The 22,411-nt window shown below is 71.9% G+C and carries 19 protein-coding genes, 1 pseudogene and 1 riboswitch; of the genes and pseudogenes, 9 read left to right on the forward strand and 11 right to left on the reverse strand.

Going from position 1 to position 22,411, the window contains the following annotated elements:
• Positions 1-278 precede the first annotated feature (278 nt).
• Genes ACRQ4C_RS12335 through ACRQ4C_RS12345 form a run of 3 tightly spaced genes read left to right on the forward strand, consistent with a single transcriptional unit; the run spans position 279 to position 3,546 of the window.
• Positions 279-761 carry a MarR family winged helix-turn-helix transcriptional regulator gene (locus tag ACRQ4C_RS12335; protein WP_290131187.1) on the forward strand — a complete coding sequence of 161 codons (483 nt, stop codon included), beginning with the start codon at positions 279-281 and terminating at the stop codon, positions 759-761.
• Positions 758-2,107, forward strand: coding sequence for a cryptochrome/photolyase family protein (locus ACRQ4C_RS12340; protein WP_439688823.1), 1,350 nt, complete (start codon positions 758-760; stop codon positions 2,105-2,107). Before ACRQ4C_RS12335 ends, ACRQ4C_RS12340 begins: the two co-directional genes overlap by 4 nt.
• A complete protein-coding gene (locus ACRQ4C_RS12345; protein ID WP_439688824.1) occupies positions 2,104-3,546 on the forward strand; it encodes a serine hydrolase domain-containing protein in 1,443 nt (480 codons plus the stop codon). The genes ACRQ4C_RS12340 and ACRQ4C_RS12345 overlap by 4 nt, the downstream gene beginning before the upstream one ends.
• 14 nt (positions 3,547-3,560) lie before the next feature.
• Here ACRQ4C_RS12345 and ACRQ4C_RS12350 read toward each other — a convergent pair whose 3' ends face one another.
• Entirely contained in the window at positions 3,561-4,535 is a 975-nt protein-coding gene (locus tag ACRQ4C_RS12350; RefSeq protein WP_439688825.1) for a carbohydrate kinase family protein, read from the reverse strand.
• Positions 4,536-4,677: 142 nt separating this feature from the next.
• On the opposite strand from ACRQ4C_RS12350, the gene ACRQ4C_RS12355 reads away from it, so the two are divergent.
• Positions 4,678-5,253, forward strand: a complete 576-nt coding sequence (locus ACRQ4C_RS12355; protein WP_439688826.1) for a TetR/AcrR family transcriptional regulator — start codon at positions 4,678-4,680, stop codon at positions 5,251-5,253.
• A gap of 110 nt (positions 5,254-5,363) precedes the next feature.
• Here ACRQ4C_RS12355 and ACRQ4C_RS12360 read toward each other — a convergent pair whose 3' ends face one another.
• From ACRQ4C_RS12360 to ACRQ4C_RS12380, 5 genes are all read right to left on the reverse strand, one after another.
• Positions 5,364-5,978 carry a superoxide dismutase gene (locus tag ACRQ4C_RS12360; RefSeq protein ID WP_058725055.1) on the reverse strand — a complete coding sequence of 205 codons (615 nt, stop codon included), beginning with the start codon at positions 5,976-5,978 and terminating at the stop codon, positions 5,364-5,366.
• A 45-nt stretch (positions 5,979-6,023) separates the two neighbouring features.
• On the reverse strand, positions 6,024-6,554 hold the full coding sequence (locus ACRQ4C_RS12365) for a flavin reductase family protein (protein ID WP_439688827.1): 531 nt from the start codon (positions 6,552-6,554) through the stop codon (positions 6,024-6,026).
• Positions 6,555-6,663: 109 nt separating this feature from the next.
• Positions 6,664-8,187, reverse strand: coding sequence for an MFS transporter (locus tag ACRQ4C_RS12370; RefSeq protein ID WP_290131181.1), 1,524 nt, complete (start codon positions 8,185-8,187; stop codon positions 6,664-6,666).
• A gap of 225 nt (positions 8,188-8,412) precedes the next feature.
• Complete coding sequence (locus tag ACRQ4C_RS12375; RefSeq protein WP_439688828.1) at positions 8,413-9,531, reverse strand: LacI family DNA-binding transcriptional regulator; 1,119 nt, start codon at positions 9,529-9,531, stop codon at positions 8,413-8,415.
• A complete protein-coding gene (locus tag ACRQ4C_RS12380; protein ID WP_439688829.1) occupies positions 9,510-11,585 on the reverse strand; it encodes an aldo/keto reductase in 2,076 nt (691 codons plus the stop codon). Before ACRQ4C_RS12380 ends, ACRQ4C_RS12375 begins: the two co-directional genes overlap by 22 nt.
• 241 nt (positions 11,586-11,826) lie before the next feature.
• Here ACRQ4C_RS12380 and ACRQ4C_RS12385 point away from each other — a divergent pair, with 241 nt between their 5' ends.
• From ACRQ4C_RS12385 to ACRQ4C_RS12405, 5 genes are all read left to right on the forward strand, one after another.
• Positions 11,827-13,131, forward strand: coding sequence for an ABC transporter substrate-binding protein (locus ACRQ4C_RS12385; RefSeq protein WP_439688830.1), 1,305 nt, complete (start codon positions 11,827-11,829; stop codon positions 13,129-13,131).
• A 142-nt stretch (positions 13,132-13,273) separates the two neighbouring features.
• A complete protein-coding gene (locus ACRQ4C_RS12390) occupies positions 13,274-14,194 on the forward strand; it encodes a carbohydrate ABC transporter permease (RefSeq protein ID WP_439688831.1) in 921 nt (306 codons plus the stop codon).
• Positions 14,191-15,114 carry a carbohydrate ABC transporter permease gene (locus ACRQ4C_RS12395; protein ID WP_439688832.1) on the forward strand — a complete coding sequence of 308 codons (924 nt, stop codon included), beginning with the start codon at positions 14,191-14,193 and terminating at the stop codon, positions 15,112-15,114. Before ACRQ4C_RS12390 ends, ACRQ4C_RS12395 begins: the two co-directional genes overlap by 4 nt.
• Positions 15,115-15,238: 124 nt before the next feature.
• Positions 15,239-15,787 carry a TetR/AcrR family transcriptional regulator gene (locus ACRQ4C_RS12400; RefSeq protein ID WP_290131175.1) on the forward strand — a complete coding sequence of 183 codons (549 nt, stop codon included), beginning with the start codon at positions 15,239-15,241 and terminating at the stop codon, positions 15,785-15,787.
• 66 nt (positions 15,788-15,853) lie between these two features.
• Entirely contained in the window at positions 15,854-16,024 is a 171-nt protein-coding gene (locus ACRQ4C_RS12405) for a hypothetical protein (protein ID WP_175329491.1), read from the forward strand.
• Between the two features lie 281 nt (positions 16,025-16,305).
• Here the strand turns inward: ACRQ4C_RS12405 and ribH are convergent, their stop codons facing one another.
• The 5 genes and pseudogenes from ribH to ACRQ4C_RS12430 all read right to left on the reverse strand — a co-directional run bounded on the left by ribH (position 16,306) and on the right by ACRQ4C_RS12430 (position 22,255).
• Positions 16,306-16,785, reverse strand: a complete 480-nt coding sequence (gene ribH, locus ACRQ4C_RS12410; protein WP_290131174.1) for a 6,7-dimethyl-8-ribityllumazine synthase — start codon at positions 16,783-16,785, stop codon at positions 16,306-16,308.
• Positions 16,786-16,820: 35 nt separating this feature from the next.
• Positions 16,821-17,483: pseudogene (ribB, locus tag ACRQ4C_RS12415) on the reverse strand (3,4-dihydroxy-2-butanone-4-phosphate synthase); the annotation flags it as partial.
• Positions 17,483-18,169, reverse strand: coding sequence for a riboflavin synthase (locus ACRQ4C_RS12420; protein WP_290131173.1), 687 nt, complete (start codon positions 18,167-18,169; stop codon positions 17,483-17,485). The gene ACRQ4C_RS12420 and the pseudogene ribB, both read right to left, overlap by 1 nt.
• A gap of 81 nt (positions 18,170-18,250) precedes the next feature.
• Positions 18,251-18,384: riboswitch (FMN riboswitch) on the reverse strand.
• Positions 18,385-18,512: 128 nt separating this feature from the next.
• The gene (locus tag ACRQ4C_RS12425) at positions 18,513-20,939 is read right to left on the reverse strand and encodes a bifunctional lysylphosphatidylglycerol flippase/synthetase MprF (protein ID WP_290131172.1); all 2,427 of its coding nucleotides are present in this window, start codon (positions 20,937-20,939) and stop codon (positions 18,513-18,515) included.
• On the reverse strand, positions 20,936-22,255 hold the full coding sequence (locus ACRQ4C_RS12430; protein ID WP_290131171.1) for an alpha/beta hydrolase: 1,320 nt from the start codon (positions 22,253-22,255) through the stop codon (positions 20,936-20,938). Before ACRQ4C_RS12430 ends, ACRQ4C_RS12425 begins: the two co-directional genes overlap by 4 nt.
• Positions 22,256-22,411: the final 156 nt, after the last annotated feature.

The raw sequence follows: 22,411 nt of genomic DNA on the forward strand, positions 1-22,411 counted from the left end.
ACACTCTTGGTGCAAGGGAGAGGGCCGGTCGTCTTCGGATGGCCGGCCCTCGTGTTTTCCGGAGCTGCACCCATCGTGCAGGGGAGAGGGCCGGCCGCCGACAAGGTGGCCGGCCCTCGTGCTTTCCGGAGCTGCACCCATCGTGCAAGGGAGAGGGCCGGCCGCGACAAGGTGGCCGGCCCTTGTGCTTTCCGGAGCTGCACCCGTCACCTATGGGCCGCGTCCGTCTGTCGGGCGTCGTCGGTAGGGTTGGGCGACGGACCGGAGGGAGCAGCAAGGTGAGCGACAAGGCCACTGCGGTCACGGCGTGGGAGGCCCTCTTCCGCGCCCAGGTACAGGTGATGCGGAACCTCAACGCGGAGTTCCCCGGCGGCGAGATCTCGTTCAACGAGTACGACGTCTGCTTCAACCTCTCCACCCAGCCGGGTCGACGGTCGCGGATGCGTGACCTGACCGGCCACCTCCTCCTCACCCAGCCGAGCGTGAGCCGCCTCGTCGACCGCCTCGCCTCGCGCGGCATCGTGGAGAAGCAGCCCGACCCCACCGATGCACGCGGCGTCTACGTCGCCCTCACCCCGCACGGGTTCGACGTCTACCGCGCGGTCGCGGTCCAGCACGCCGCGAGCATCGCCGCGCAGCTCGGCGCCGGACTCACCGACGTCGAGCTCCGCACCCTCACCGAGCTCTGCACGAAGGTGCGCCGCGCGGCAGGGACCGGCATCCCCGCACGACGCTCCGCTCCCGACACGGCCTCCGTGTGACCGGCGCGATCGTCTGGCTCCGCGACGACCTCCGGCTCGCGGACAACCCGGCGCTCCGGGCCGGCATCGACCACGGCGGGACGCTGACGGTCGTGTACGTCCTCGACGACGAGTCCCCCGGCGTCCGGTCGATCGGCGCTGCGGCGCGGTGGTGGCTCCACCACTCACTGACCGCCCTCGACGACGCACTGCGCGAGCGCGGTTCCCGACTGGTGCTCCGGCGCGGTGCCGCTGCCGCGGTCGTCGACGCCCTCGTCGCGGACACCGGGGCGGACGCGGTGTTCTGGAACCGCCGCTACGGTCACGCCGAACGCGAGATCGACTCCTGCATCAAGTCGACCCTCCACGACCACGGCGTCGAGGCGCACAGCTTCGTCGCGAACCTGCTCTGGGAGCCGTGGACGGTCACGACCGGCCAGGGCGAGCCGTACAAGGTCTTCACGCCGTTCTGGCGCGCGGCCCAGGCGATGCCCGAGCCCCGCCACCCGCTCCCGAAGCCGCGCGACCTCCCGGCTGCGGCGGACGTCACGGGCGACGACCTCGACGACTGGGCGCTCCTGCCGACGAAGCCGGACTGGGCCGCCGGACTCCGCGACGGCTGGACCCCGGGCGAGCTCGGTGCGCACCGTCGCCTCGAGCACTTCGTGGAGCACGCCCTCGAGGACTACGACCAGCGTGACGAACCGTCGATGGACGCCACGAGCGGCCTCTCCCCGCACCTGCGCTGGGGCGAGATCAGCCCGTACCAGGTGTGGCACCGCCTGCACAGACAGATGGAGCCGTCGCAGCGGCAGCAGGCGCCGGCGTTCCTCCGGCAGCTCGCGTGGCGTGAGTTCAACTGGAACGAGTACTTCCACTGCGAGGACATCGCGACGGTCAACGTCCGCCGCGAGTTCGACGGCTTCCCGTGGCGCGACGCCTCGGACGCCGAGCTCGACGCGTGGCGGACCGGGACGACCGGCTTCGACCTGGTCGACGCGGGCATGCGGGAGCTCTGGCACACCGGCGCGATGCACAACCGCGTCCGGCTGGCCGCGGGCAGCTTCCTCGTGAAGAACCTCCTGGTCGACTGGCGCGTCGGCGAGCAGTGGTTCTGGGACACCCTCGTCGACGCGGACGCCGCGAACAACCCGGGCAACTGGCAGTGGGTGGCGGGGTCGGGCTTCGACGCGGCACCGTACTTCCGCGTGTTCAACCCGGAGCGCCAGCTCGAGCGCTTCGACCCGCACCGCGAGTACGTCCGGCGGTGGGTGCCCGCGGACGAGGACCGACCCGAGCCGATGGTCGACCTCAAGGAGACCCGGCAGCGCGCGCTCGACGCCTACGACCGGATGCGTCGATCGTGACCACGGCGGAGGTCATCGCCCGGGTCGACGCCGTCTTCGGAGACCGCGTCGCACGGGGTGTGGCCCCGAGCTCGGTCTGGGGCGTCTTCGACCCGAGCGGACTCGTGGCGTCGGGCGGCCACGGCGACCGCGGTGACGGCACCGCGCCCGATGACTCGACGGTCTACCGGATCGCCTCGTGCACGAAGAGCGTGACGGCGGCGACCCTGCTCACCCTCGTCGCCGACGGCCGGCTCGACCTCGACGCCCCGGTCACCGACTTCGTCCCGGCGTTCCGCGCGGTCGAGCTCCCGACGACGGACTCCCCCGTGCCCACCGTCCGGATGCTGCTGACGATGTCCGCGGGGTTCCCGACGGATGACCCCTGGGCAGACCGTCAGGAGTCCATCAGCGACGACGAGCTGGACGCGGTGCTGACCGACGGGCTGCTGTTCGACAGCGTCCCCGGCACCGGGTTCGCCTACTCGAACCTCGGGTACGCCCTGCTCGGTCGGGTCGTCGCGGTCGTGTCCGACGAGCCCTACACCGTGACGGCGACGGGCCGGGTGCTCCGCCCGCTCGGCCTGCACGACACGGTGTTCTCCGCCGAGGACTCGAACGGCTTCGTGGTGACCGGGGTCCGGCCGTACGCCGGTACCTGGGAGCCGCTGCCGCTGACCGGCCCCGGCGCCTTCTCCTCCATCGGCGGCCTCTACTCGACGGTCTCGGACCTGGCTCGGTGGGGCGGTCACCTGGCCTCGGCGTTCGCGGACCGGCCCGAACCCGGGCCCGTGGCACCGGCCGATCGACGGCTCATGCAGCAGGCGATGCGGGTCGTCCCGCCCGTCATCGTCCCGGGCTCGACCCGTGCGACGGCGTACGGGTTCGGGCTGTTCGTCGAGCAGGACGACCGTCACGGTCCGATCGCCTCGCACTCCGGCGGGTACCCGGGCTTCTCCGCCCACATGCGTTGGTCCACCCGGCACGGCATCGGCGTCGTCGCCTTCGAGAACGCGACGCAGGCCAAGGTGTCCCAGGCCGCCACCGAGGCTCTCGACCTCCTGCTCGACGCGCGCGAGGGCGAGCGCGAGACCGGGCGGTCTGCACGAGGTCCGGTCACGGCCGACGTCGCGGTGCTCCCGCAGACCCGGGAGGCGCAGCGCCGCGTCTCCACCCTGCTCGCCGACTGGGACGACGCCCTCGCCGATCGGATCCTCTCGCCGAACGTCGCGCTCGACGAACCCTACGAGCGCCGGCGTCGACACCTGGCCGAGGCCGCCGCTGCCGTCGGCGCCGACCTCACGGCGGCACCGGCCGAGGAGCGCTCGGTCGCGCCGACGCACCTGCGGTGGTGGCTCCCCGGCGCGGGTGGTCGACTCCGGGTCGAGATCCGACTCGCGCCGCTCGCCGCCGGCCTCGTGCAGACCATGACGGTGACGGCCGAGCCCAACGAGGCCTGAGCAGCGACCGGAGGTCAGACCGGCGGACGACCGCCGACGAAGCCGAGCGCCCGTGCAGCGACCCGTCCGCCCTCGCGCGCGGCCGACCCGATCCGGACCGGGTCGGTCGCCCAGGCGCGGAGGAACCCGGCGGCGAAGGCGTCCCCCGCCCCGAGCGTGTCGACGACCGTCGCCGGCGTGGCCGCCACCCGCTGCGGACTCCGCCCCGGCCGCCCCACGACGGCGCCGTCCGCTCCGACGGTCACGACCACCAGCGGGACGTGTTCGGTGAGCCGCCGGACACCCTCACGGAGGTCGGCGGCTCCCGTGAGCGCCAGGGTCTCCTCGCGTCCGGGGAACAGCACGTCGACCCCGGCGAGGGCTTCGAGGAACGCCGGGGCACCGAGCGCCCGGACGACCGACGGCGACGACGGGTCGAGCGACACCCGGGCCGGTCCGGAGCGGGCGCACGCCACGAGTTCCGCGAGCCGGTCCACCCCGCCGCCGGACAGCATGCCCGCGCCGGTCAGGTGCACGATGTCCGCGCGGGCGACCAGGTCGGGCGGCACGTCGGCCGCTGACAGGAGGCCCGCGGCCGCCGGGTCGGACATCGCCGTGCGCCCGTTCCGGTTCCGCACGGAGACCTCGGTCCCGGTGCTCGCACGAGCGTCGTAGCGGATGTGCGGACGGACTCGGGCGTCCTCGAGTCCTCGTTCGTGTCGGTGCACGTCGTCGACGCCCACCCGGGCCACCAGGTCGACCTCGGCACCGAGCCACCCCAACCACGTCGCGGTGTTCCCCCCGGCGCCGACCGCGCGGTGGCGGATGGTGGCGGCCGGGTCGTGCAGGCCCATGGCGTCAGCGGTGGTGTGCACGAGGATGCCGTCGAGGACGTCGCCGACGACCAGGAAGCGCTTCCCGGCGCCCCGACGCCGTCCTCGGTCAGCAGGCTGCGCCCGCCCTGGTACGGGCGTTCGTGGCGGCACAGCGTGCTCGTGGAACGTGGACATCCGCCTTAGTGTACGTGTACACGAGCTTTGCTCCTCTTTTCTCGCGGATCACTCAGGCTCAGCCATCTCGAATGCATCGCACGTACGGTAATATTTCTGGTGGTCGCACACGGCGGCCGTGCCAGCAGTCCCGGAGGACCCCGTGCCCAGGAAGCCCGATCCCACGCTCAAGCCCGCGATCATCGAGAAGGTCACCGAGCACCTGCACGACACCAAGCTCGAGGCGGTCTCGGTCCGGAGCCTCGGCCGGGTCCTCGGGACGAGCGCGTACCCGATCGCGTACCACTTCGGTTCGCGGGAGGCGCTGATCGACGCCGTCGTCGAGCACCTCGACCGCGACCTCGCCGACCTCCGCCTCGTGCCCGACGCGGGCCCCGCCGCGCTCCGCCACTGGCTGATCGCGGTGTTCGGCGGGCTCGAGCACCGCGATCGGTTCCTCGCCGCACGGCTCACGTTCGAGCTCGGCGCGGTCGAGACCCTCGACGGGCGGGAGCGCGAGCGTCTCGTGCACCACGGTCACCTCGCCGCGATCGCCGCGTGGTGCACGGCACACGGCTACGCGACTCCCGATGCCGAACAGGCAGCGAGTGAGGCGGTCTGCGCCGCACGGGGAGCGCAGTGGGCAGCGCTCGTCGACCCGGACGGCACCGACGTCGACGGCGCGCTCCGCGCGATCGCCGACCGGCTCGCTTCCGGAGCGCAGGTGCCCGTCGCCTAGCGGGGAGCAACGACTCCGCACACCGTGCAACGGACGGGAGGGACGGTGCCGTCCGGCACCGTCCCTCCCGTCCGTCTCCGGGTCGCGTCACGCGACCCGCTGCACACGACTCAGAGCGTGACGAAGCTCTGCGACTTCGCATTCGCGAAGCGCGCGGCCACGTTCTCCCAGTCGACGATGTTCCACACGGCCTTGACGTAGTCCGCCTTGACGTTGAGGTAGTCGAGGTAGAAGGCGTGCTCCCACATGTCGAGCATGAAGATCGGCACGACGCCCAGCGGCACGTTGGCCTGCTGGTCGAAGAGCTGGAACGTGGTGAGCTTCTGCCCGACCTGGTCCCACGCGAGCACCGACCAGCCGGAACCCTGGATGCCGGTCGCGACGGCGGTGAACTGCGCCTGGAACTTCTCGAACGAGCCGAAGAACTCGTCGATCGCCGCGGCGAGCTCGCCCTCCGGGACCTTCGTGTCGGGGCCGAGGTTGGTCCAGAAGATCGAGTGGTTGACGTGGCCACCGAGGTTGAACGCGAGGTCCTTCTCGAGCTTGTTCACGTTCGCCAGGTTGCCCGACTCGCGTGCCTCGGCGAGCTGCTCGAGCGCGGTGTTGGCGCCCGTCACGTAGGTCTGGTGGTGCTTGTCGTGGTGCAGCTGCATGATCTTGCCGCTGATGTGCGGCTCGAGCGCCGCGTAGTCGTACGGCAGCTCCGGCAGGGTGTACTCAGCCATGTGAGGTCCTTTCGATCGGTGGTTGGCGGAACGGTGTCCCGCGGCTCACGAGAGCCGGGAACGGTCGGTGAGGGAGTGGAATTCCCGGTTGTGGTAGACGAGCGGCTCGCCGCGCTCGAGGCCGAGGACGATGTCGAGGACCTCGGCCACGACGACGGTCGACGAGCCGATCGGTGTCGTCGAGAGCGGCCGGCACCGGAGCGCGGTCGCGGCACCCGGCAGGTAGCGGTCCCCCGAGGGCAGCGTGCCCCAGATCGGGTCGTCCGCGGCCGGGCTCCCGGTGCTCGCGAACCGCTTCGCCAGCGCGACGCCGAGCGAGTCGACGAGGTGCACGACGAAGATCGGGGCGCCGAGGACGACGCCGGCGGACCCGGAGCTCGTCGACAGCGAGAAGACGAGGACCGGCGGGTCGATCGCCACGCTCGCGACGCTCGACGCCGTGAGCCCGGTCGGGCCGTCGGGGCCCTCAGCGGTGATCACGGCGACGCCGGCGGGATGGCCCCGGAAGGCGGACTTGTAGGCCTCGGCGAGGTTCGCGGGCGCGTCGGACATCGTGGTCGTGGTCGTTCCTGTCATCGGGGGGTCGACCGCGTGCATCGCGGCCAGGTCCCAACGTAGGACCTGAACCGGGGTTGAGGTCAACGATTCACAGGTTCCGACGATCCCGGGCGCGCCGTGTGTCCCGCTACCGACGGCGCAGCATCACCACGGCACCCGACGCGGCGACGACCATGAGCACCGCGGCCACCGAACCGGTGATCGTCACGCCGGAGTCGAACGCCGCCCGGGCCGACGCGAGCAACGCCTCGCCGGCCGAGCCGCCGAGGTCAGCGGCCGCCGAGACCGCTCCGCCGAGGGTCTCCTGCGCTGCGGTGTGCGCGGTGGAGGACAGCCCGTCGGGCACCGCCACGTGGGCACGGTAGGCGGTCGCCAGGATCGTGCCGAGCACGGCCGTCCCGAGCACGGCCCCGATCTCGTACGCCGTCTCCGAGAGCGCGGACGCCGCACCGGCCTTGTCGGCGGGAGCGGTGGAGATGATGAGGTCGTTCGTCACCGTCTCCGACGCGCCGATCCCGATGCCGAGCAGCACGAAGGCGAACCCGAGGGCGACCACCGTGGCGTGGTGCCCCAGGACCGCGACCATCGCGTACGCGGCCGCGGAGAACAGCAGCGCCACGGCGACGACCCAGCGCGGCGCGACACGGGCGACGATCGGCACGACGACGAGGCCGGCGACGATCGTCAGCACGGAGCCGGGGATGAGCACGACGCCCGAGGTGAACGGGTCGAGCCCGGCCACGAGCTGCAGGTGCTGCGCGATGAAGAACAGGAACCCGGTGAGCGAGAACATCGCCGCGAGGTTCATGAGCACGCTGCCGGTGAACGCCGTGCTGCGGAACAGCGTCAGGTCGAGCATTGGCGTGCGGGAGCGCAGCTGCCGGCGGACGAAGGCGATGCCGCACACGACGCCGACCGCGAGCATCGCGATCGCGAGCCCCCGCTCCTCCGGGTGCACGACCGACTTGATCGCCCAGGCGACGGGGCCGAGCGCGCCGAGGGACAGCAGCATGCTCGGCACGTCGACCGGCCCGGGCGCGGGGTCGCGTGACTCCGGGACGAAGAACGGCACGCCGACGAGCATGAGCACGAGGATCGGCACGGCGACGAGGAACACGCTGCCCCAGGGGAAGTGCGCGAGGAGCACCCCGCCGACGAGCGGTCCGAGCGCGTTGCCGGCAGCGAACATCGTCGACCACACGGCGAGCGCCATCCGCCGCTCCCCCGCGTCCGTGAAGACGTTGCGGATGATCGAGAGCGTCGCCGGCATGAGCATCGCACCGAAGACGCCCATCGCGATCCGGGCGGCGACGAGCATCCAGGCGTCGGTGGCGAAGGCGGCCGCGACGGACAGCAGCGCGAAGCCGGTGGCACCGACGACCAGGATGCGGCGTCGTCCGATCCGGTCGCCGATGCTCCCCATCACGACGAGGAGGCCGGCGAGGACGAGCGGGTAGGCGTCGACGATCCACAGCTGGGTCGTGGCGTCGGGGTCGAGGGCGCGGCTGATCGACGGGAGGGCGAAGCTCAGCACGGTGTTGTCGACCGAGATGAGCAGCACGGGCAGCATCAGCACGGCGAGCGCGGCGAACCGTCGGGCGCGGCTGCCGGTGGCGACGGTGGGGACCGAGCTGGTGAGCAGAGCGGACACGCAGGACTCCTGGAGGACTTCGAGCCGGACCAGGTCGACGGCACTTCGGTGGGGGTGGTCCGGGACGGGGCGCGGAGATCGACACGCGCCCCGTCAGGACTCCGTAAGTGTACCGTCTGGACGGTGTTGGTTGCAAATGCAACCAACGAGCGGCCGGGAGGCACGGTGCGGGCCCGCCACGGGCCTCCAGGCCGGTGCGTGGTGGGCGTGCGCTCGCGCGATCGGCTACGCGCTCTCGCGCACCAGCAGCCGGTGCCGCACCGTGCGCTGCACGGCAGCGCCGCTGCGCGGCAGCTCCCCCGCGAGCATCCCGAGCGCGAGGTCGAGGGCCTCCCGCGCCACGGCATCGAGGTCGACCGCGAGGGTCGTGAGCGTCGGTGAGACGAGCGCACCGAGCGGCAGTCCGTCCACCCCGACGACCCGTACGTCGCCGGGCACGTCGCGGCCCGCGCGTCGGCACGCCTGGAGCACCCCGAGCGCCATGACGTCGTTGAAGGCGAGGACGGCGTCGAGCCGGCGTCGGCGCGCGAGCACCTTCGTGGTCTCCTCCGCGCCGCACTCCGCGGTGCCGTGCGGACCGTGCACGAGCTCGGGCAGGTACCCGCGCCGGTGCAGGGCGTCGAGCATCAGGGCGCCACGTGCGCTCGGCCGTCCGGGCTCGGAGTTGTCGAGCACCACGGGGTGTCGGACGCCGGTCGCGACGAGGTGGTCGGCGAGCTGCTCGATCGACTCCGCCGGGTCGATCCACACGGCGGCCGTCGGCGGGTCGGCGGACGGGTCGAGCTCGACCATGGGGACGGAGCCGAGGAGCGCGGTCCACCGCTCGCGCCGGTTGCCGAGGTACCCGATGACGACGTCCGTCTGGCTGCCGAGGGCGGCGACGATGCGGTCGGCGTCCCCGGCGAGCGTCGTGTCGGCGAGCATGACGTTCCACCCCTGCTCGGCCGCGAGGCGGTAGACGGCGGACGCGAGCTGTGGCGAGTAGGGGTTCCGGAGGTCGTTGACGACCAGGCCGAGCTGGTGGTCGCCGCCCGTGACGAGGCCGCGGCCGAAGCGGGACGGACGGTACGCGAGCTGCTCGGCGACGGCGAGCACCCGTTCCTTCGTGGCGGCACTGATCCCGGACATCCCGTTCATCGCGCGGGTGACGGTCTGCCGGGAGACGCCGGCGGCGGCGGCGACGTCGATGATCGTGGCCCGTGACGGTGTCCCGGGAGCCGCGGGCGACGACTGCGTCGCAGGTGCCGCGGGCGACGCCTGCGCCGCAGGTGCCGCGGGCGCGTCGGACGGGTCCGGCGCACCCACGGCGTGCTGCGGATCGGTCAGTCGCGGAGGTCCAGCCATGCCACCTGTTCGGGAGTGAGGTCGACGGAGAGGCCCTGCATCGAGGAGCGGGCTTCCGCGATCGTACGCGGTCCGAAGAGCGGGAACGTCGGGAACGGCTGGTTCAGGACGTACGCGAGGGCGATGGCCGTCGCGGGCACCCCGAACTGCGCACCGAGCTCCCGGGCGCGACGGAGCCGCTCGAAGTTCTCGTTCGAGTAGTAGCAGCGGACGAGCTCGGCGTCGCTCGTGTCCTCCGGCGCCGCACGGCCGGTGAAGAACCCACGGGCCTGCGACGACCACGGCAGCAGCGGGACCTGACGCTCCTCGAGCCACCGCTTCGACTCCGGGTCGGTCGCGTGGCGGCAGCCCGCCCACGGCACGTCGTACGCCTCGGCGAGGCCGAAGTGGTTGCTCAGCACCTCGAAGCCGTGCTTGCCGTTCGCCGCCGCGTAGGCGTTCGCCTCGTCGAAGCGTGCGAGGCTCCAGTTCGAGCCGCCGAACACCCGGATGCGGCCGGCGCGGCGGTGCTCGTCGAGGACGTCGACGAACTCCCCCACGGGGACGTCTTCGTTGTCGCGGTGCATCATGTAGATGTCCGCGTAGTCGGTGCCCTGGCGATCGAGGCTCTCGAGCAGCTGCCGCGTCAGTGACTCCGGGTCGCAGTACGGGGTGTGGGCGCCCTTCGTGATGACGACCACGTCCTCCCGGACGCCGCGGTTCTGGATCCACTTCCCGAGCCGGCCCTCCATCGTTCCGCCGCCGTAGATGTAGCCGGTGTCGAAGACGTTGCCGCCGCGGCTGACGAAGTGGTCGAAGATCGCGCTCGCGTGGGCGAGGTCCAGCTGGTTGTCGACACCCATCACGAGTCGGGACAGCCGCTTGCCGACCCCGGCGATCTCCCCGTACCGCATCGGGTTGTCGGCCCGGTCCGGCTCGTGGGCCGCGACGGTCAGCGGCTCGCCGCTCACCGTCGGGATGTCGGCGTCCTCGGCCTCGAACGGGTATCGGAGGCCGATCGCCTCGCGCCAGCGGTCGAGGGTCCTGGCGGTCGCGAGCGACTCGTCGGTGGTCATCTCCGGGGCGTCGGTGCGTCCGTCGCGCAGGGCGGCGGTCGTGGCGTCGGCCTCGAGCGCGTACGGCGCCGCACCGGCGAACGAGAGCGTGCGGGGTTCCTCGTCGACGGTGCGGACCTCGATCGTCGGGTCGTCCCCGAGGGTCCACGGGTCCGTCAGCACGATCCGGCCGCGGGTGCCGTACACCGTCACGGCGTTCTCGTCCTGCACCCGCACACCGGTCCGGACCACCGCGGTGATGCCGGACGGGTACGTGAGGTGCGCCGTGGTCCACTCGTCGACGCCCGTCGGCCCGAGGGTCCCCGTCGCGGTCAGCTCGGTCGGTTCCGCGACCGCGACGCCCGTCGCCGCCTGCACGACGGCCGCGGTCATCGTGACCGGGTACCCGCCGACGTCGAGGATGCCGCCACCGGCGGTCTCGACGTCGAACAGGCGACCGGTACGGGAGCCGGCGCGGAAGGCGAAGGACGCGTCGACGTGGGTGACGTCGCCGATCGCGCCGTCACGCACGAGCTCGCGGAGCGCCGCGGTCTGCGGGTGGAAGCGGTACATGTAGGCCTCGACCAGGGGCAGCCCCGCCTGGCGTGCGGCGTCGACGAGCGCCATCGCGGTGCCGTGGTTCGGGGAGAGGGGCTTCTCGCAGAGGACCGCCTTGCCGGCAGCCAGGGCGCGGAGCACGAGACGTGCGTGCCCGGTGTGCACCGTCGAGACGTACACCGCGTCGACCCGCGGATCGGCGAGCACCTCGTCGTAGCCGGCCGCGGTCACGTCGGCGAAGCCGTGCTCGGCAGCCTCGTCCGCGAACGCCTGCGCACGGCTGGGGTCGCTGCTCCCGGCGGCCACGAGCACGCCGCCGACCGACGGGTCGACGTCACCCGTGACGCCGTTCCCGCTCGCCGGCAGTTGGGAGAGGAACCGGCGCGCGATGCCACCGGGTCCGAGGACGGCCCACCCTTCCTGCGTGCGGGTGGAGGTGGGGGTCGCGGTCTGCGCTGACATGCGGATCCTGTTCGTCGTGAACCTTCACGGTCGCAGCGACGCTAGCCCGATCTCCGCCACGGCACAATGCCGAGGATGCTTGACACGGCGTGTCGCGGAGAGCATGCTCTGAGCACTTCGTGAGCGTTCACGGTCGAACGCTCGGCACGGGTCTCGACGATGAGTGCCCGTGCGCCGGCCGCTGCCCGACGAGCGCGCCGCCGAGGTGTCCGGCAATCTCAACGACGAGAGCAGGTCGTCCGTGACAGCAGCACCATCCGTCCGTCTCAGCAGGCGGGGGTTCCTCGCCGGCGCAGGAGCCCTCGGGGCACTCGCCACCACCGCACTCCTCACGGGGTGTTCGACCGGGACCGCGATCTCGAAGGACCCCGACGAACTCGTCCTCTGGTACTGGAACCGTTCGCTCGACCCGAAGTTCCTCCGCCAGGCGGCCGGCGGCATCCCCGGGCAGGGAGCGAAGCGTCTGCGACCGGACCTCATCGGCGGCGCCTCGTACGACACGAAGTTCCGCACGGCGCTGGCCGGGAACGCGTTCATCCCGGACGTGCTCATGATCAACTCGAACTGCTGGCTGTACTTCCCCGACGAAGAGCTCTTCACCGACTTCCGGCCGACGGCTGCGGAGCGGGAGGACTACTACGACTGGAAGCTCTCGCTCGGGCGCACCCCGTCCGGACGCCAGTGCTTCTGGCCCGTCGACACCGGACCCACCGGGTTCTTCTACAACCAGGAGGTGCTGCGCAAGGCGGACCTGCCGACCGAACCCGACGAGGTCGGCGCCGCGATCAGCACCTGGGCCGACTTCCGTGCGGTCGGCAAGCAGATCAAGCAGAAGACGGGCGCGGCCACGATCATCACCGCCACACAGCTCTTCAACCAGTTCATCGCCGCGAGCCCGACCCGGTACTTCGACCGCGACGACGAGCCGCTCTACCAGCGCGACGACAGCTCGGTGCGGAAGGCCTGGGACAACGCGGTCGAGTCGATCCACGCCGGCATCACGGGCAACCTGCAGTCCGGCACGGACCAGAACGCCGGGTGGGTGGCGGGCCGCGTCGCCGGGCAGATCGAGGGCGCCTGGTGGACGCAGATCATCCACGACACCGCACCCGACCTGTCCGGCAAGTGGCGCATCGCGAAGCAGCCGGAGCGGCCGGGCAACAGCGGCGGCTCGTTCCTCGCGGTCCCGAAGTCCTCGAAGGACCCGGAGGCCGCTGTGGCGTTCGCGAAGTGGATCACGCAGCCCGAGATCCAGTCGCACACCTACAACGACATCCAGCTCTTCCCCTCCACCCCGGCGTCGTTCACCAACGGCCTGATGCGGAACCCGGGCGACTACTTCGGCGACCAGGACCCGCTCGACTTCTTCAGCGATGCCGCACCGGAGGTGCCCGTGACCTACATCTCGAACCGCGAGCGCTTCATCGGGGCCTTCGCCACGGAGATCACGAACGTCGAGTCGACGGGCAAGGACCCCGAGCGGGCGTGGAAGGACGCGGTCGACCAGACCGACCGGGTCCTCGCGAAGCGGGGTGTGGCGGCATGACCTCGACCCGTGAAGCACCCGCGACCACGGCGAACCCGACCGTCGGCGGCACACCCACCTCGTCGATCTCGACCGCTGCGGCCGGCCGCCGGTCGGGCCTCCGCCGGTCTGGCCGCAGTACGTCGCGATCGCACCGTTCTACGTGCTGTTCCTCGTGTTCGGCCTGTTCCCGATCGTGTTCTCGATCGTCCTGTCCTTCACCGACTGGGACGGCGTCGGCTCCCCCGCGTGGGTGGGGTTCGCGCAGTACCAGTACCTCCTCGGCGACCCGAGGTTCTGGAACGCGGTGTCGAACACCTTCATCATCTGGATCATCTCGACCGTCCCGATGCTCTTCCTCGCGCTCGTGCTCGCGTTCCTGCTGCACGGCAACATCCGGGCGAAGGGCTTCTACCGCGTCGCGTTCTTCATCCCCAACGTCACGAGCATGGTCGCGATGGCGATCGTCTTCGGGTCGGTGTTCTCGGACGGGTTCGGGCTCGTCAACGCCGCGCTGCGTGCCGTCGGCGCGGACCCGGTCGGGTGGCTCTCGACGTACTGGGGCGTCAAGGTCACGATCGCCGTCATGGTGATCTGGAGGTGGACCGGGTACAACGCGATCATCTACCTCGCCGGACTGCAGTCGATCCCGACGGAGCTGTACGACGCCGCGAAGGTCGACGGCGCGAACACCTGGCAGATCTTCACCCGGATCACCATCCCGATGCTCCGGCCGGTGATCCTCTTCACCGTGATCACGTCGACGATCGGCGGCCTCGGACTCTTCACGGAGCCGCAGATCCTGTTCCAGGGCCAGGCCGTCGGCGGACCAGACGAAGCCGGCATGACGATCGTGCTCTACCAGTACGACCAGGCCTTCAACCAGTTCGACTTCGGCTACGGCTCGGCGATCGCCTGGGTGCTCTTCTTCTTCTCCGTGGTCTTCGCGATCATCAACTGGCGCCTGCTCAGTGAACGCGACGGGTTGAAGACACCGCGACGGCTGCGCACCGCGCGCACCCTCGCTCCGGCGACGTCCGGCCGCGCCGGTGCCACCACCGCCTCGAAGGGGGACCGCGCATGAGCGCCGACACCGCACCGAGCACGACGAACACCGCAGCGGCCCTCGGCCGACCGAACGCCGCCGCGGACCGCCCCGACGACAACCGTCGCGGGTTCAGGCACGGCTGGGTCGGACGGCTCGTCACGCACCTCTGCCTGATCGTCGGCGTCGTGCTGTCGATCTTCCCGTTCTACTGGCTGCTCGTGATGTCGACGTCGTCGAACGCGCAGATCTTCGGCTACCCGCCCTCGCTCTGGTTCAGCGACCACACGATGCAGAACCTGGCGACGGTGTTCAGCAGCGTCGACATGCTCCGCGCGCTCGGCAACACCGTGCTCGTGTCCGGAGCCACGGCCGTGCTCGTCATGCTGTTCGACTCGCTTGCGGCGTTCGCGTTCGCCAAGTACGAGTTCCCGTTCAAGCGGTCGCTCTTCACCGTCATGCTCGCGACCTTCCTCGTGCCCGGGAGCCTCTCGCTGGTGCCGAGCTTCGTCCTCATGGCGCACCTCGGCTGGATCGGTGGGCTCCAGGCACTCATCGTCCCCGGGGCGGCGAACGCGTTCGGCATCTTCCTGCTCCGGCAGTTCGCGACCGGGTCGATCCCGAACGAGATCATCGACTCCGCGCGGGTGGACGGTGCCGGGTTCTTCCGGACGTGGTGGTCGATCGCGGTGCCGATGCTCCGCGGAGGCCTGGCCTTCCTCGGCATCTTCACGTTCATCAGCTCGTGGAACGACTACGTCTGGCCCCTCATCGTGCTCATCGATCCGAAGGGACAGACGCTCCAGGTGGCGCTGGCCTCCCTCAGCTCGGTGAACGCGACGGACCTCGGCTCGGTGATGGCGGGCGCGGTGATCAGCGTCTTCCCGCTCATCGGGGTGTTCATCATCGGCTCGCGGCACTTCATCGCGAACATCGCCGCCGGAGCACTCAAGGGCTGACCCGACCCGCAGGCGCCGTGGAGGATGGCCCACGGCGCCTGCGCGCTGCCCGGCGACGGTGCGGCCCCCGGCCGCGGCGCGACCGGTGCGCGCCGCCCGGTCCCGCGCATGGCAGACTTCCGGCATGGCAAGCGCCCGCGATCGTGTCCTGGACAGCTTCGTCGCCATCGTGTGCGAGGAAGGCGAGCGTCCGGCGACCCTCGACGCCGTCGCCGCCCGCGCCGGCGTCTCGAAGGGCGGACTGCTCTACCACTTCGGCTCGAAGGCCGCCCTCGTCGAGGGGCTGTGCGAGCGGCTCTCCGACCTGTCGCACATCGACGTCGAGCGGATGCGCGAGGCCGAGGACGGCGTGGCCCGCTACTTCGTCCGCAACTGCCAGTGGGTCGGCAGCGAGCTCGACCTCGCCCTGCTCGCAGCGAGCCGGTTGCAGCAGGCCGGGTACGAGGAGGCCGGACGGACCCTCGACGACACCGAGAACGCCTGGCTCGAGACCCTCGTCGAGGAGCTCGGCGACGAGCCGACCGCGCAGGCCGTCAAGCTGCTCGGCGACGGGCTGTACCACCAGGCCTCGCTCGGCGCGACGACGGACGTCCGACCGACCCGCGGCGTCGTCGACATGGAGGCCCTGCTCGCCGTCGTCGACCGTCTGATCGCGACGAAGCCCGCGGCGTGAACCAGCACCCGCGCTCCTGGGGATAGACTGGCGACTGCATCACCCGCTGATTCCGGAGGTACCACCGTGGGCCGCGTCATCGCCGCTGTTTTCTCGATCCTGCTGCTGCTGGTGTCGATGTACCTGTTCGGTTTCGCGTTCCAGGTCGCGTCGGGTCAGGCGTTCGTCTTCATGGGTGGCCTGATCCTCATGTGCATCTCGTTCTTCCTGCCGATCCACGTGTTCGGCAAGCGGTAGTCACCACCGCACGGCACGGACGGCCCCGCACCCATCGGTGCGGGGCCGTCGTCGTTCCGCTGCGCGCACGGCCTGGAGGCGCGGCTCGGGCCCACCACGCAGCACTCGTCAGGCAGGCGGGCCTGCCGACTGCGCGCCCGCCCGGCCGGCGCGCCAGCCGACCCGGCCCGCTCCACGCGCCTCGACGGCTCGCGCACGACCGAAGACACCCCGAACCGCGTCGGAACGTGGTGCGGGGTGCCTTCGGTCGTGCAGCGTTGCGGGGCGCGCGGACGCGGTGGTCAAGCGGGGACGCGCAGCGACCGGAGCGTGACCGCGGTCGCGATGGCGGCGTGCGCGGCCTCGGCTCCCTTGTCCTCCTTCGACTCGGGCAGCCCCGCGCGGTCGATGCCCTGCTGCTCGTCGTCGAGGGTGAGGACCCCGAAGCCGATCGGCTTCCCGGTCTCGATCGCGACGCGGGTGAGGCCGCTCGTCGCCGCGTCCGACACGTACTCGAAGTGCGGGGTGCCGCCGCGGATGATGACCCCGAGCGCCACCGCCGCGTCGAACCCGGACTCGAGCGCCGACTTCGCGACGACCGGCAGTTCGAAGCTCCCGGGCACGGGGATCACGGTCGCCGTCGCACCGAGCCGTTCGACCTCGCGCTGCGCCCCCGCGAGGAGTCCCGCGGCGATGACGTCGTGCCACTGCCCGGCGACGATCGCGACCCGCACCCCGGTGCCGTCGACGTGGCCGCGCTCCGCAGCTCCCGCTCCGCTCATCGTGTCGTTCCTTCCGTGGGCGACTTCCCCGCCCGGTCGGCCGCGTCCAGCCACTCGACGAGCGCGGCGATGGTGATGACGGGCACGCCCTCGCGCGCCCCGAGTTCGACGAGCCGTGGCAGCCGCATCATGCTGCCGTCCTCGTCGACGATCTCGCAGATGGCCGCCGCCGGGCGCAGGCCCGCAGCGGTCACGAGTTCGATGGCCGCCTCGGTGTGGCCGGCGCGTTCGCGGACGCCACCCGGGCGGGCGCGGAGCGGCACGACGTGGCCCGGGCGGTGCAGGTCGGACCGGACGGACGCCGGGTCGGCGAGCACTCGCAGGGTCCGGGCGCGGTCGTGTGCGCTGATGCCCGTCGTGATGCCGGACGCCGCGTCGACGGTGACCGTGTAGGCCGTCCCCCTCGGGTCCTCGTTGTGGGCCACCATCGGCGGCAGGTCGAGCGCGTCGGCGATCTCCGCGGACACCGGTGCGCAGACGAACCCGGACGAGTGCGCCACGGTCCACGCGATCCACTCCGGGCTCGCGAGCTCGGCGGCGAGGATGACGTCGCCCTCGTTCTCGCGGTGCTCGTCGTCCGCGACGATGACCGGGCGGCCGGACGCGATGGCGGCCACGGCGTCGTCGATGCTCGACAGTCCGGGGACGCGGTGTTCGCCGGGGCCGGACGCGGCGACGGGTGTGGCGTGCGTGACCATCACCGCGCCTCCAGGACGGGTTCCGCCGCACCGGCAGCACCGGCCGACACAGCAGCGCCGGCGGCCGTCGCCGCGGCGTCGAGCCGCAGCATCCGCCGGACGTGCCGGGCGAGGACGTCGGTCTCCACGTTCACCCGGTCCCCCGGCACCCGGAGCCCGAGTGTGGTGGCCTCGAGCGTCTCCGGGATGAGGCTGACCTCGAACCACGCGGCGTCGGGTGCGGTGTCCTCGGACGAGACCGCGCTCACGGTGAGGGAGACGCCGTCGAGCGCGATCGATCCCTTGTCGACGACGAGCGGGCTCAGCTCGGGCGCGAGGGAGAACCGCACGCGCCGCCAGCCGTCGCCGTCGGACGTCTCGAGCACGGTCGCCGTGCCGTCCACGTGCCCCTGCACGATGTGGCCCCCGAGGCGGTCCCCCACCGACGCGGCGCGCTCGAGGTTGAGGCGGTCGCCGACGACGAGTGCGCCGTGGGCACTCATGTCGAGCGTCTGCTTCATGACGAAGGCCGTGAAGGTGTCGGGGGTCTGCTCGACGACGGTCAGGCAGACGCCGGACGTGGCGATGGAGTCGCCGTGCGATGCGTCCGCGACGACGAGCGGACCGCGGACGGTGAGCGCGACGGAGTCGCCGTGCTGCTCGACGGCGGTGACGGTGCCGAGTTCCTCGATGATGCCGGTGAACACTGGTGTCCTCTCAACGGGACTCCGGGGGTGCTCGACGATCGTCGACACGGGCGGACGGGTCGACACGGTCGACCTGCCCGCCAGCGCTTCCTCCCATCCGGACTTTCACCGTCGGTCCTGGAATCCCACCAGGTCAACCTCTGCCGGGTTCGCACCCGTCATCAGTTCGTGGACTGTCACCACCGGTTCGGACTTGCACCGACCCCGGAGCGCTTGCGTACCGGGAACGATACCCCACCCGCATGACGGTCCGGTTGCGCCGGTTTCCTCGCGTGACACGCAGCAGCCTGGAGGCTCGTGGCGGCGCCGCCACGAGCCTCCCGGCCGACAGGTGGTGCGTCGGTCAGCCGCGCCCCCGCGCGAAGGCAACCGCCTGCCGGAACGACAGGTCGGGCAGGTACGCCCGCACCACCGCGATGCCGATGGCCGGCAGCGCGACGGGATCGGGGTAGGCGAGGACGAGCGGGTGCAGTTCGGGGCCGAACTTCTGCTTGAAGCGCAGGAGCGAGCGGAACCCGTAGACGGGCTCGAGCACCCCGCCGACGAGCTCGAGGAGGTTCTGCACGCCGTCCGTCGGCGCCTCCGGGTCCGAGACCTGCGCGAGCGGCGCGGCGGACAGGCTGAGCCGTTCGACCCCGTCGTCGCGCATCTGCTCCGCGGCGCTCGCGACGAGGAACTCCATGACGCCGTTCGGCGCGTGGTCGGTCCGCCGCATCACGTCGAGCGTCCACCCGACGACGCGCCCGTCCCGGTGGCTGGGGAGCCAGCTCGTCACGGCGAGCACGGTGCCCTCGGCGTCCTGCGCGACGAGCGTCCGGACGGCGGGGTCACGCATCTCGTCGACGCCGCCGAGGGTGAACCCCATCTCGGGGAGTTCCCGCTCGGCGACCCACTCCTCCGAGATCGCCTCGATCTGCCGGACGGTCGGCGTCGGGAGGTCCTGCCAGGACGACCAGGTCGCGGTGATGCCCTCGCGGCGGGCCTTGTTCACCGCGGTCCGGACGTCCTGCTTCTTCTTCCCGCTCGTGGTCCACGTGCGGGGGTCGAAGTCGGCGTCCTCGGCGACCGGCAGCGTGCCCCAGCCCTGCGGCGTGAGGTGCTCCGCGACCTCGGCCTCGATCCCGTAGAACGCAGCGGTCCAGCCGTTGTCGTCGCAGTACCGGGCGAAGTCCGTCAGCGCGCGCTCGCGTGCGTCGGGCCACCCGAACGGACCGCCGACCGTCACCGCGACCGCGCCGTTCCGCCGGAACGCCACGCCCGCCCGCCCGTCGGCCGCGAACCAGTACTGGTTGCCGAGCCACGTCGTCATCCAACCGAACGTGTCGCCCCCGCCGGCGAGCAGGAGTGCGCGTGCCCGCTCGCGGTCTGCCCGCGAGCCGTCCGCGTCGGTGTCGGGTTCGACCGCGCCGGTCGGCCGGACCGCGGCGAGCGCGACGACGACCCAGAGCACCGGTCCGCTCAGGCCGACGACGAGCCGGAGTGCCGGGTCGAGCGACGGCAGCCGGTCCCAGAACGACACCGGCGCGAGCGGGCCGAGCGCGGCGAGCGCGAGCCGGACGGGGTCCTCCACGTGGGCCGGCGAGGACGCGGCCACGACCAGCACGATGGTCACGAGCACGAGTGCCGACGCACCGACGGTCACCGCGAAGCCGACGACCCGTCGGCGGGACGGCAGCACGGTGAACGAGCGGCGGAGCAGGACGAGCACGACCGCGGTCGCGAGCGGCACCACGATCGACGCGGCGATCGACACGTCGACGACGAACTGGTCCTCGAAGCCGTGCAGGGCCGTGACGCGCCCCGGCACGAGTCCGTAGGTGACGGCGGCGGCCACCCCGGTGACGACGTCGACGACGACGACGAGCCACACCGCGAAGCGGCTGCCGCGGAAGAGCCCGAGGCCGCCGACGAGCAGGACGAGGAGCGGCGCCACGGCGAGGACGAGCGTCCACGGGTCGGTCGCGCGGAACGAGAGCAGTCCGCGGAGGCACTCCCCCGCGACACCGTCCGCGCGGCACCCGCGCACCGGGCTCACCGGACCGGCACCGACGACCGCGGCCAGCGGGGCGAGCAGTCCGACGCGGGCCCTCGAGACGAGCGCGATGACGGGTCCGACCGCCGAGACGAGGACGGCGGTCCCGAGCAGCACCCGGATCTCCCGGTGGGAGCTGCGGAGCCACCCGGTGCGCTTCGGCGTCCGTCGGAGCAGCTCGCCGAGCACCCAGCCGGCGGCCGCGGCGAGCACGGCGTACAGGTCCGACACGTGGCCGGCGTAGAGGAGCAGCGCCGCCACGACGGCGAGGGCGTTCACCCGGATGCGACGCCGCCAGAGCGTGCCGGCGAACGCGCTCGCGGTGACGATCGTGCCGACGATCGCGGTCCACGGGTCGAACGCCGTGGCGCGGCCGAGCAGGAGGTGCCCGACGTCACGGCCGTCGGTGTCGACGAAGGCGGTGAGGGCGCCGACCCCGGTCCCCACCACGGTGGTGACGACGAACGCGACGATCGTCCGCCACGGCCCCATCAGCCGTTCCGATGCACCTATCAGCACGACCACGCCGGCGATCGTCACGAGGATCGCGACCAGGCCGGTCGACGCGGCGAACACCCGGAACGGGCCGAACGACGCGGGCTGGGTGCCGTGCTGCACGCGGAGCACCACCGCGGCGACGGAGGTGACGAGGACGAGCAGGGCGAGCACCGTGGTGACCGGGTACCGCCGCAGGGTCTGTTGCGCGCGCCGCGGCCACGCTCGGGTCTGCGGGCTCACAGGGCACCGCTCGCGGGGAGACCGAGGTGGGCGATCACCGTCGGGAGTCCGTGCGCGAGGACGTACCGCACGGTGTTCCAGTCGTGCGCGGAGCCGGGCGAGACGATGACCTCGGTCGTGATGCCCACCTTGCGCGCGGCGGCGTCGAGCATCGCGGTCGACCGCCGGTACGGCGCGTCGTCCTGCCCGACGCCGAACACCGTGAGGTGGTCGACGTAGTGCCCGTGCGCCGCCATGAGCGCTGCGGGCGCCGCTGCCCGGTACTTCGCCGCGGAACCGTCGAACGCCACCTTGATGCTGTTCGCGGCGCTCCCGGTCAGCGGTGCGGGCTCGCTCGAGATGGCGAGCGCCGAGCCGAACACGTCGGGGAACTCGGAGGAGAACTGCATCGCGCAGGTCGCCCCCTCGGAGAACCCGGCGACGGCCCACCCCGACGGGGCCGCGGCCACCGGGAGGTGCTTCCGGATCCAGTCGACGGTGTCGGTCATCACGTAGGTCTCGCTCCGGCCGAGGCGGCGGGAGTCGACGCACATCGGGTTGCGGTTCGGCGCGCCGAGCTGGTCGGGCGACACCACGATCGGGGCCAGCCCGTCGTGGGCAGCAGCGTAGCGGTCGAGGAAGCGCCCCATGTCGCCCGTCTGGAACAGGTCGGACGGCTCGCCCGGCTGCCCGGAGAGCGCGACGATCACGGGGAGCGTCGGCGGGTGCGCTGTCCGTGCTGCCGGGGGCAACCAGACGACGGCCTTCCGCGCGTGGAAGTGCGACACCGTCGCGGGGATCCGGACGCTGATCGCCTCGCCCTTCGCCGGCATGCCCGCGGGGGCGTGCCACCCAGACGGGTCGAGGGCGGGCCGGGTCGTCGGTCCCGTCGCGAGCACCGGCAGGTCCTTGTAGGGGTAGGGATTCGTGACGAGCGCCTGCTGGATGTCCTTGTAGAACCCGAAGTCCACGTTGACGCCGAGCCCGGCCGCGAGGACGACCGCTCCCGCCGCCGTGAGCGCGATCACCCGACGCCCCCATCCGCCCTGCACCGCGACCGTGACGAGGAGCGCGACGGCGGCGACCGCGAAGGCCACCCACATCCGGGTGATCGGCGTGAAGGCGACGCCGAACGCGTCCTGCACGTCGCCGAACCACCACACGAGGCCGAGCCCCACGACGGCTCCGACGCCCATGGCGGCGATCCGGACGAGGAACCGCGAGAGCGACCACGGTCGAACGACGAGCGCCCAGAGCACGAGGAGGCCGGCGATGACGTCCACCGGGACGAGGACGTCACTGTCCGTGATCTTGAGGCGCAGGAGTTCGTGGAGCACGTGCCAATCGTGGCCCCGGCCGGCTGCCGACCAGCCGCCGAGCCGCTTCCACTGCTCACAGGATCAGCATCACCACCTTCCAGAGTCCGTCCAGTTCGCTCACAGGTGGACGTCCGGCGGGCAGCGCGGTGCGCCGGGACCACCTCGGAGGTGGTC

Source organism: Curtobacterium sp. SP.BCp, from assembly GCF_051903255.1.
Classification (GTDB): domain Bacteria; phylum Actinomycetota; class Actinomycetes; order Actinomycetales; family Microbacteriaceae; genus Curtobacterium.

Excerpts from the sequence above, each read along its gene's own strand:
- ACRQ4C_RS12375 (WP_439688828.1), bottom strand. The coding sequence starts at position 9,531 with ATGGCTGGACCTCCGCGACTGACCGATCCGCAGCACGCCGTGGGTGCG.
- ACRQ4C_RS12380 (WP_439688829.1), bottom strand. The coding sequence starts at position 11,585 with ATGTCAGCGCAGACCGCGACCCCCACCTCCACCCGCACGCAGGAAGGG.
- ACRQ4C_RS12365 (WP_439688827.1), bottom strand. The coding sequence starts at position 6,554 with ATGACAGGAACGACCACGACCACGATGTCCGACGCGCCCGCGAACCTC.
- ACRQ4C_RS12350 (WP_439688825.1), bottom strand. The coding sequence starts at position 4,535 with ATGTCCACGTTCCACGAGCACGCTGTGCCGCCACGAACGCCCGTACCA.
- ACRQ4C_RS12360 (WP_058725055.1), bottom strand. The coding sequence starts at position 5,978 with ATGGCTGAGTACACCCTGCCGGAGCTGCCGTACGACTACGCGGCGCTC.
- ACRQ4C_RS12400 (WP_290131175.1), top strand. The coding sequence starts at position 15,239 with ATGGCAAGCGCCCGCGATCGTGTCCTGGACAGCTTCGTCGCCATCGTG.
- ACRQ4C_RS12395 (WP_439688832.1), top strand. The coding sequence starts at position 14,191 with ATGAGCGCCGACACCGCACCGAGCACGACGAACACCGCAGCGGCCCTC.
- ribH (WP_290131174.1), bottom strand. The coding sequence starts at position 16,785 with ATGAGCGGAGCGGGAGCTGCGGAGCGCGGCCACGTCGACGGCACCGGG.